Below are 9,061 nucleotides of genomic sequence, written 5' to 3' on the forward strand. Positions count from 1 at the left end.
GTTGACTCCATTCAAACGGTCAGTTCCTGAGTTTCTTCCAGATCCTTGCCGATCAGAAAGAGGCGCGAGAGATAACGAATGAAGGTGCCCGCAACGCCACCCACGTAATTGATGCTGCTGAAATAAACCGAAGCCGCATCCATTCCGGATACACGGGCATGATAAAGCGCGAGAAGAGGCAGGAGGAGATAGCAGGTTATTTCCGTGATAAGCCCCATGCGAAAAGTTTTACGCAGAACACTCTCCGTAAAATAACGACCTGCTTCGAATTCCTTCAGAATGCTGATCATGATTCCCGTCATGACCACAAAAAGCATAAGACTCACATCCATCGCACTCAGGGAAATGCCGCCATGCGGCGTCGGGTAAACATTGGCCGCCATATCCCGGCTGGCTTCCCTCAGTCCTTCCACAAAGCCGGAAAACATTTCGCGCAGGGCGAGCAGAATAAGAATGAGCATCACGAAGCGCAGAATCAGGCGGGATCGACGAAAGGTATGAGGAATCTTTTTTAGCTGGGACATGGTGAATCTCCTTGGTGACCATGAATGCTTTTTATCTAGCCCAGCCCATCTCATTACGCAATAAAAAATTATCGTTATTCGATAACTTTTTACCCCAAAGCATGAATTACATCCCAGAACGGCACCCCTAAAACAACCGCCCGGTGGCGGACATTTCATGCAACGCTTGAATACTTCTAGGGAACAGTGGGAGCCGGTGTTATGAGTTTCAGCATAACGCGCGAACGCTGATTGATAAGGAGAAGCACTATGAAATTCCTCGCCCAGCTTTTATTCGCTTTGACCGTCATGAGCCAGGCCGCCCAGATTCAAGCCACGACCTGGCGTTCGGAATTTGAATGTTTTGTGAAGCTGCATTACACGCAGCTTGCTTACGGAAAAACAGTCTGCCATGTGATGGCGCATATCGGAGTCGAGCAATGGAAAGGCGCGATCTGGATGGGCGCCACTCCGGAAACGGAATGGGCCAACGTTCAGGATGTGCCGCTGAAGCGTGAAGGCCAGGCGTTCCTGGGTCAAGCCGTTCTGAAAGGCGAAACCGGCAAAATCGGGCCGTATTTTAAAGATTTCGTGGTTCAGTATTGGGTGAACTTTGAAGATGGCACGAGCTTCATCAGTCCCGTTTATCCCATCACTGTAAAAACGACCCGGAGCACCTACTCCTGGGAGGACTATGAAAAAGCGCGCACGACTCTGATCGAGCAATCGAATCTGCAGCCCTTCTGGGAGAGCACAAGCTGTGAGCAGATCGAGAAGATCACCCTGGGCTAAGCCCGCCCCACACCGCCTCCCCAGGAAAATTTTACCTGGGGTCTGTCCCTGATGCTCGGTACGTATTATTATGTATAAATCAGGCACACAAGAAAGAACGATAGATGTTTGTAGCCCCAGGGTGTTTCACCCTCGGGGTTTAATTCCTTCCCCTATCTGAACCCGCCAGATTACGAGCTCATCGCGCACCGCTCACCCGAAGCGTCCACCAAAGGCACGAGAATATCATACTCCAGCGCTGGCTTCATGAGCCGGTCGTTTTCCATAACTTCCCCTCATCGCCCGGGCGGACACGGCCGTCAGGGGCTGACAGACGCTGCAGTAATAGCTCACGCGCTGACTTTTCCCGGTCTCCTCTTTCACCAGGGGACGACCGCAGTCCGCACATTTTTGTTTACGGAAAATTTTCCAATGCTTCTTCAGCTCGCCGGCTTTTTTCCAGGCATAAAAGCGCAGGGAATAATCCCGAGCCTCCTGCACCAGCTGCCGCCGCATGGACGAGCTCAGGGCCGAGACGGGAGTATCAGGATGCAGTTTTAAAATGAACAGCACCTCGTTTTTGATGATGTTCCCCAGGCCCGCGAAGATATCCTGGTCCATGAGCACATCACAGACCGGCCGACTGTTCTGCGCCATCACTTTTTCTTCGACGTGCTTCGCATCCCACTGCGGGGACATCAGATCCACAGCCCAATCATAGGCCGCGATCTCCTGGGCGCTCACCTCGCGGATGGCGCAGGCATGGAAATTAATGCACCCTGTTTCAAACTGCAGCTGCAGCTTCGGAACGCTCCCTTCCTTTTCCTTATCAATGAAGTAGCTGCCGAAGAGCAGAAAATGAATGCGCAGCGCGCAGGCATCAAAGAAAAGCAGGGCATGCTTGCCCCAGGATTTGACATCACGCAGTGTTTGCCCGACCAGGGTTGGGGCCTGCGGATAAACACCCGTGGCCAGCACGACTTTTTTACCCAAAAAGGGGGCCAAATCCTCCATCAGAATGACAAGGGATGGTCCTTCCATGGCGACTCCTGAAATGACAGATCGTGAAGACTACCCCGGCCAAGACGGGGCAGACAGCCTTGACCTGAACTTGCAAGAATCCCTCCAGCCAGATCTTCAGGCCACATCCTGCAGATGGCCTGCCGTCAGAGCAAAGAGCAGCACCTCACCCGCCACGCCCTTCAGCTGATAGGAACCCGCAGGCGTCCAGCTGCCGAGCGGCAGATAGTCGCGCACGGCAGCCGTCATAAGGATTTGCGAAGGTTCAGCGTTGACCTGAACCCGAGCCGCGATGTTCACCGTGTTGCCGATGGCCGTATAATCCGAACGCCTTTGGCCTCCGAAGCTTCCCACGATCGCCGGCCCATGATGCAGACCAATGCGCATCTGAAAGCTGTGCTGGAATTCCTGGCGCCAGGTCTGATTCAGGTCTTCCAAGGCCTTCATCATGGCCTGGGCACAGAGACAGGCGCGCCGAGCCTGGTCCTGCGCCTCCATGGACAGGGGGGCTCCAAAGAAAATCAGAATGCCATCACCTAAAAACTTATCGATCGTGCCGCCGTGTTCGAAGATCACATCCGTCATCCGAACAAAAAAGTCATTCAGAATCCGGGCGATCCGCGCCGGACCCAATATTTCCGTGGACCTTGTGAAGTTCACCAGATCGGTAAACATCACCGTGATGGGCCGCATGCGGGCGCTGTCATCAAAGATGGCCTTCCCCGCCAGAAGATCTTTGACAAGGTCGGGCGGCAGGAAGCGCTGCAGAATGTTCTGATTGATGAACTGATTCAGATCGTCGATCTTGCGTTCGCGCTTTTTCAGATCGAGCAGGTTTTCCACGGTGGAAACGAGTTCCCTTTCATCGAAAGGCTTGCCGAGATAGGCGCTGGCGCCCAGGCGAATGCCCTCGGCCTTGCTTTCCGCGTCGGTTTTCGCTGTCAAAAGGATCGTCGGCAGGGACATGCTGTCCTCCCTGCGATGCAGCGCTTCAATCAAGGCCGGCCCATCCATGCCCGGCATCAGCCAGTCGGTGATGACGAGATCGATCAGCTGCGGATGCGTTTCCACGATCCTGAGCGCCGCTTCGCCCCCGCCCGCGGCTATCATATGATAACCGTGCGAACGCAGCATGCCGCTGACGATGCCCCGCATATCAAAGACATCATCCACCACCAGGATCACAGCCTTGCAGTCTTCCGGGCGCAAAAGCTCCGGTTCTTCACTGCGCTGCGGATGCTGCGGCTCCAGTCCTGCAAGATGCCAGTCGCGTTCCTCGTGATTCGTGCCGTCCTCCTGCAGCTGAACGATAGGACTTTTGCGGATGTAATCCTCGATCAGCTGCAGCTCCTTGCGATAATCACAGGGCTTATAAAGGATATGATGCGCCTGGGCCTTGCGCACGCCGTCCGCCAGCATCTCGGCCGAGGTTTCGCCGGTCAGGATAATGCGGAAGGTATCCGGGGAAACGCGGGCCACGAAGGCGAGCAGATCGGTGCCCTGCTCCCCCACAAGGTTCGCATCCGCGATCACCACGCGGATGCGGTGCGTCCGCAGAAGATCCTTGAGGCCGGCACCATTCGCCACGATCCTATACTGCTGCAGGACCGTGTGCCGCTCCATGGCCATGGTGAATTCATTGCGAACCGCAGGCTCATCCTCGACATAGACCAGATCCAGAATCGGCAGGCCTTCCGTGGAGGGCCGATGGAGTTTCTGCTCCAGTTCCCGCAAAAATTCCGGGCTGAGCGGCAGCAGCTGAAAGTGATCCACCTGCGCGGTATTCAGCTGTTTCAGAGTATCCTGCTTCATCCGTCCGACTTCCGCCAGGAGCACGCGCCAGGCCTGAGCCTGCCACTCGCGACAGGACTGTAAGAACGCATCCAGTTCCGGTCCGGCATCCACCAGGGTCATCACCACGCGCGCGCCTTCGCGATGCATGATGGCCGCGGCTTCCTTCAAATCCGCCACAGGTCGAATGCGCCAGAGCTGGCCCCGATCCTCAAGAGTCCTGACGAGATCATGGCGCCGCGTGGCATCCGCATCCACCAAAAGAATATCTATGGCCTCGTCCGCAGTCAAAAGCAGCGGAAATTCCACCCAGAAGCGAGCCCCTTGCGCGGCTTCGCTTTCCACTCCGACCGTGCCGTGCATCAGCTGCGCCAGCTCCTTGACCAGCGCCAGGCCAAGCCCGGTGCCCTGTTTATCCTGCTGATGCCGCCCTTCGACCTGGGAGAAGAGTTTGAAGAGTTTATCCTGCTGCTCTTTCGGAATCCCGGGCCCCGTGTCCGCCACCGCAATGCGAACCTGCTGCGCCCGACGTTCGAGGATCAAATCTATGCGGCCGCCTTTGGGCGTGAACTTCAAAGCGTTGGCGAGGTAATTGAAAACGACTTTTTCCAGAGCATCGATTTGACCCTGTATTTTCAGGCTTTCCGGTCGATCGACATCCATGACGACACGGAATTCCATCCCTTGCCTCTTGCAGGCGTCCGCACAGAAGGCGGCCACGTTTTGCACGAAACGTTCGAGTGGAATGGGGTCGAGGCGCAGTTTGAATTTCGCCAGCGAGATTTTTTGAAAATCAAGGAGCTGGTTCACAAGGCGAAAGAGTCGCTTGGCATTGCGTCGCGCCATCTCCACAGCCGACGGCATATCCGACGGGCTGAGGTTCTCCCGGAGGCTCCCGAGGATCAGAGTCAGAGGCGTTCGCAGCTCATGCGAGATCGAGCGGAAGAAACGTGTTTTCTGTTCATCCGCGTCCTTCAGTTCCTCATGGGCGTCCACCAGCTGCTTTTTCTGATGCTCCAGAATACCCTTTTGCTCTTCCAGCTTTTCCTTTTGCATCCGCAGTCTTTCCGTCTGCTGATGCACCTCGTCCTGGAGGTTGCGGGTCAGGCGTTCGGCCGTGCGGAAGGCATGCGCGAAGTTGCTGCCGACCACCAGGGATTGAAAGAAGATGAAGGCGACCATTCCATAGTGCCCAAGATATTCGAAATCATAGACATGGAAGAAGGCGACCATCGTATCGTTCAACATCGCCAGGAAAAGAAGGGCGAAACCTGTCATCGCCATCGACGCGGCCCGAAACCTTTTCCGAACCAGCTGCACGAGGCGTACGATCAGAAGAATCGAAACAAGCCCCTGAACTCCGAGTATGGGCACGACCACAAACACAGCCTGCCGCGGCCAGACAAGCGTTGCAGCGATCATGATCGGCATCAGTGACCAGACAGTCTGCATGATCCAGCGCGGGATCGCTTTCTCGAAGGAGAGATTGAAAAAGCTGAAGTAAATCGAGAAGCCGAGGCAAAGGCCCCAGACTATAGGCAGGACGGTCAGGGCATAGGTCAGATAGCTCGGTTCCGTAACGAAGCGGCTCAGAAGCGCTTCCGTTGAAAAGTAGCGAAAGCCCATGAGCAAAGAAAAAATACCGATCAGGAGGCTCGGTTTATCTTCCGGCCGCAGCACGTAAAGCCCAAAGTTCGAAATGAAGAGGAGAAAGAACATGCCGAGCACGAAAAAGGTCTGCATATCATGTTTTTCGAGCTTATCCTGCAAGTGCGTGCTCGGATAGATGACAGGGCTCAGCGTGAAGTTCCCTGGGATGCGGTAGCGACTGCCGAAGCTGATCAGGTAGAATTCCTCGCCGGCAGCCACCGGCAGATCCCCATGCACGACCCTCATCTGATAGGCCATCGTTTCTTCACTATCCCCAAGTCGTCCGGATTCCGTCAAAAGTCGAAGATCCTTGACTGCGGGTCGATAGATCCAGGTCTGATGCTGCTGGGCGAACTGATCAATCCAAAAGCCGAGCGGTTCGGGTCGAGGAATACCCACCACCTTCATGATGAAGGTGGCCTTTTGAATTTCGCGGTCCAGCCCGGCCGCCTTGCGCCAGTCCGTTCCCATCGCAATCAGTTTGTAATCATCCTGCAGAAAGCTTTCATTCAGAATGTCTTCGCGGGTCAATAAACGATCGGGATAAAAACGCCATTCGCCTTTTATTTTCAACGGGCCCCTTTGCGCAAAATCCCAGCCTTCCGCATGAAAGACCCCATCGACCGCGGACGGTTCACTGTTCGCCATGAGCCTCGGGACAGCAAGAAAGAAGAGCAGCCAAAGGTTAAGATACCTTGCGCAGGGCATCATCACCGTCCTCCTTATTCCAGGTCAACACGAAACGGGGATGGGTCGCATGCTTGTCATAACGAATCTGACCGGACGCCCGCTGCATGAGTTTGCGCGCGATAAATAGTCCCAGCCCCGAACCGGATGTTCCCTTGGAACTGACGCCGCGTTCGAAGAGATGACTCTGAAGATCGGATGGAATCGGAGCCCCCGCGTTTTCCACGAGGACCTCCAAACGTTCGCCGTGCGTCGCTGCAATCGCAATCCAACGCTGATCAGAAGGCAGGGACTGCATGGCGTCGACGGCATTTCCGAGCAGATTCAAAAGTATCTGCATCAGGTGCGCGGCATTGATCGGCAGATTCAGGGCAAGGTCACCCGGCCTGATCTCGATTCTGTGTTTACGAAGGCGCGGATGAATGAGACGGTGCAGCGTATTCCAAACTTCATCCAGGCGGCAGGCTCCCAGATGCTGACTGCTGCGACTATAATCCAGGATGGAAACCACCAGCTCGGCCGCGTGATGCGCCTGCTGTTCCAGGAGCTGATAGGACCTGACGAGAGTCAAAACCTGCTCGCAGGTGCTCTGCTGCTCGACGGTCAGGTGACTCATCGTTTGCCACAGTTCTTTACGCGCTCCTGCGTCAAGCGGCAGACCAGCGAGGATGAATCGCAGGGACCGCAGATTTTTGTTGCTCGCGTCTTCAGGTTTCACAAAGGGCAGCTGCTGAAGGTCGACGTCTTCCAGATGCTGCCCCTGACAAAGACTCAGGCAGGCCGCGTTCCAGGCCGCGCCGCTGAGCGGCAGAAGGCTGAGCGTGCAGAGGCTGCTGTCCTGAATGCTTTCCTTATCGAGTTTTCCCGCCTGGAAAAGGTTTTTCAGTTCATGGCTGAGTTCCCGCATCATCTCGCCGAGCTGAGCCATCCGTTCCCGCTCCTCGATCGCATCCATCTTATGAATGATCTCGATGCGCTTCAGAAGATTGCGCACGCGGAAACTCAATTCTTCATGCTGAATCGGCTTCGCCAGATAATCATCGGCGCCCAGGCTCAGTCCAAAGATGCGGTCGTCTTCACTGGCCCTTGCCGTCACCAGGATCACGGGAATGTCTTCGAGCGTGCTGTCCTTTTTCATTTCCAAAAGCACATCCTCGCCTGACATCTGCGGCATCATCATATCGAGCAGCATCAGATCGGGCGGGCTCGTGCGCGCCTTCTGCAGGGCTTCCGCGCCCCCATGCGCGACGCTTACTTCATAACCATCGCCCAAGAGCAGATCGCGCAGAACCTCGCAGTTGATTTCATTGTCATCGACGACCAGGATATGACCCTTGTTTGGCGCTGCATCCAAAGTCACAGAGTTCTTTGCAGCCAGCGCGGGAGGGGCGTTAGATTTTTTGTTTTCCACCAGTTCAGGCGTCGTAGTCAGATGAATCCGGGTCTGACGCGGGACGGTCACACGGAAAAGGCTCCCCTGACCAAAGACGGATTCCAATTCCACGCGCCCGCCCATCAGGCGGCAGATATCACGCACCATCGAAAGACCAAGGCCCGTGCCTTCATAGGCGCGCCGGGCATCGCCTTCGACCTGCTTGAATTCCTCGAAAACCTGCGCCTCCTGATCCTTGGGTATGCCGATGCCGGTGTCACGAACCTCCATCACCAGCTGCTGATCCTGAATCCGAAGACGCAATGACACCCGATTCGCCCGTCCGGGTTCGGCGAATTTAAAGGCGTTGCCCAAAAGGTTACGGAGTATGGTGGCGAGCTTCCCATAGTCTCCGACCCAGGTTTCCGCGGCCAATCCCGATTCGACCTGCAATTCGAATTCCGTGTTTTTGAATTTGAGCAGAAGGCCTTCCGCAAGATCCTGAGCTTCATTGATCAGATCGCCCAGACGGAATTGACTGTTGGAAAGCTCCAGAGTTCCCTTCCGCGACTTGGCCAGATCCAGAATGGTGTTCACCTGATTTTTAAGGGAATGCGCGAGTCGCACGCATTTTTGCAGCTGAACGCTGGCCTCGTGGCTCAGTTCTCCATAACGTCCATTGATCAAAAGCTCCAGGAAACCAATAATGCCGTTCAAAGGCGTTCTAAGTTCATGCGAAGTATTGTGAAAGAAGACCGTGCGGGATTTTTCCTTTTCCCGGACTTCAATCAGAAGCCGTTCATTTTCACTGAAGGAACGCGCGAAAGCCCGGCCCACCAGAACGGATTGAGCCAGGATGAAGGCAAGGTTCGTGTAATGCGCAATGTAGGGCAGGCCCAAATCGAATTGCCCGACCGCAGCATCATAAAGAATACCCCCGACTGGAATCAGCAGACTGACGCGCACCAGCTGCATTTCCCGATCGACGTTTTTGACCCGCATCACTTCATAAATAGCGCAGATAAGGACGATGCCGACATAAGCCGACACGAAGAAGACAATGGCCAGAGGAATGCGGGCATGAAAGAATTGCACCGCAATCGCCAGAACTTCCATGCTGCCGAGAAGGACAAAGCCAAGGAATACAGGGTTTTTCCAGGCCCGAAGCCGATCCACCCGATGAAAGAGATAGGCCGCGAAAAGGACGACCGAACCAATGAAACTGAGATAAAGCGTATCCGATTGCAGGTAAAAACCAAATTCCGAA

5 protein-coding genes are annotated in these 9,061 nt (G+C 55.1%); 1 reads left to right on the plus strand and 4 read right to left on the minus strand.

Translation table 11 applies throughout. From position 1 onward, the window contains the following. Positions 1-11: 11 nt before the first annotated feature. Positions 12-524 (minus strand): DUF2975 domain-containing protein, encoded by a 513-nt coding sequence (locus VFO10_RS25430; protein WP_325144812.1) that lies wholly within the window; start codon positions 522-524, stop codon positions 12-14. Positions 525-773: 249 nt separating this feature from the next. Between VFO10_RS25430 and VFO10_RS25435 the strand changes: the two genes are divergently transcribed. Then, complete coding sequence (locus tag VFO10_RS25435; protein ID WP_325144813.1) at positions 774-1,295, plus strand: hypothetical protein; 522 nt, start codon at positions 774-776, stop codon at positions 1,293-1,295. Between the two features lie 225 nt (positions 1,296-1,520). Here VFO10_RS25435 and VFO10_RS25440 read toward each other — a convergent pair whose 3' ends face one another. From VFO10_RS25440 to VFO10_RS25450, 3 genes are all read right to left on the minus strand, one after another. After that, positions 1,521-2,315, minus strand: coding sequence for a hypothetical protein (locus tag VFO10_RS25440; protein ID WP_325144814.1), 795 nt, complete (start codon positions 2,313-2,315; stop codon positions 1,521-1,523). 96 nt (positions 2,316-2,411) lie between these two features. Next, positions 2,412-6,446 carry a response regulator gene (locus VFO10_RS25445; protein WP_325144815.1) on the minus strand — a complete coding sequence of 1,345 codons (4,035 nt, stop codon included), beginning with the start codon at positions 6,444-6,446 and terminating at the stop codon, positions 2,412-2,414. Beyond that, on the minus strand, positions 6,421-9,061 hold a 2,641-nt coding region (locus VFO10_RS25450; protein WP_325144816.1), incomplete at its 5' end, for an ATP-binding protein. The genes VFO10_RS25445 and VFO10_RS25450, both read right to left, overlap by 26 nt.

It is taken from the genome of Oligoflexus sp. (assembly GCF_035712445.1).
Lineage (GTDB): Bacteria > Bdellovibrionota_B > Oligoflexia > Oligoflexales > Oligoflexaceae > Oligoflexus.